Source organism: Thiolapillus sp. (assembly GCF_048562965.1).
In the GTDB taxonomy this organism is placed as follows: Bacteria; Pseudomonadota; Gammaproteobacteria; order Chromatiales; family Chromatiaceae; genus Thiolapillus; species Thiolapillus brandeum_A.
In genome coordinates this window covers 1-716 of the sequence record NZ_JBHNMF010001300.1, presented here as the reverse complement: position 1 = coordinate 716, position 716 = coordinate 1, and the positions used below count along the sequence as shown (strand labels likewise).

The window sequence follows — 716 nt, the reverse complement described above, 5'->3', positions numbered from 1 at the left end:
AATGATAGAACATATTGTTCAATTGGTTTGAGTGTTTTGTTCAAATACACAGGAATGTATTTCACTGTCCTGTCGGTGCTGTGAGCTTTGGTTGAGATTATGCATTGGAAAAGCTGATTTGTATTGGCATTAAGCGCCAAAGAGTTGACCGGGATTTCTTCGGCGCTGCTTCACGGCTTTGCTTGAATTATCGGCATCGGGGGCGAGTTCTTAAGGTGTTTTTCCCGCTACCCGACTGCCAGGCGGAAGATGCGGGTCAACCGTCTGTTCAGCGACTATTGATAGTGCAAATCCCGATGCCTCATGCAGCGGACCGTACATAAAAAACGGGCAGAGTATTTCCCAATTGCAGCGGCAGCGACATGACTCAGGTCAACCGATGTCAATCTTTATTGACAACTGTGACCGGGGTATCGCTCTTCAGGTTCATGAAACCGCGTTTGACGATGTTTTCTCCGGGCTGCAGCCCTTTGACGATTTCCAACAGGTCATCAAAACGCTGGCCGGAGATGATATCTTTTCGCGCCACCCGGCCATTTTTCACTACATAAACATATTCGCCCCGCCGGTCGGTGCGCAATGCGGTGTAGGGAATCAGGGTAAGCGCCCAAGAATCCACACCTGTTTTCCCGACCTGACCCCGTGCAGACTTTCTCCTGAAATTTCACGACACAGGAGAAATCGATGGACATGTCTGATGCCACCGAAGGCGCGTC

At 49.9% G+C, this 716-nt stretch carries 1 protein-coding gene; it reads right to left on the bottom strand.

Features of this window, described 5'->3' with window-relative positions; translation table 11 throughout:
- Positions 1 to 382 precede the first annotated feature (382 nt).
- Positions 383 to 580: a hypothetical protein gene (locus ACOCD2_RS23950; protein WP_419626285.1), complete on the bottom strand. Its 198-nt coding sequence runs from the start codon at positions 578 to 580 to the stop codon at positions 383 to 385.
- Positions 581 to 716 lie beyond the last annotated feature (136 nt).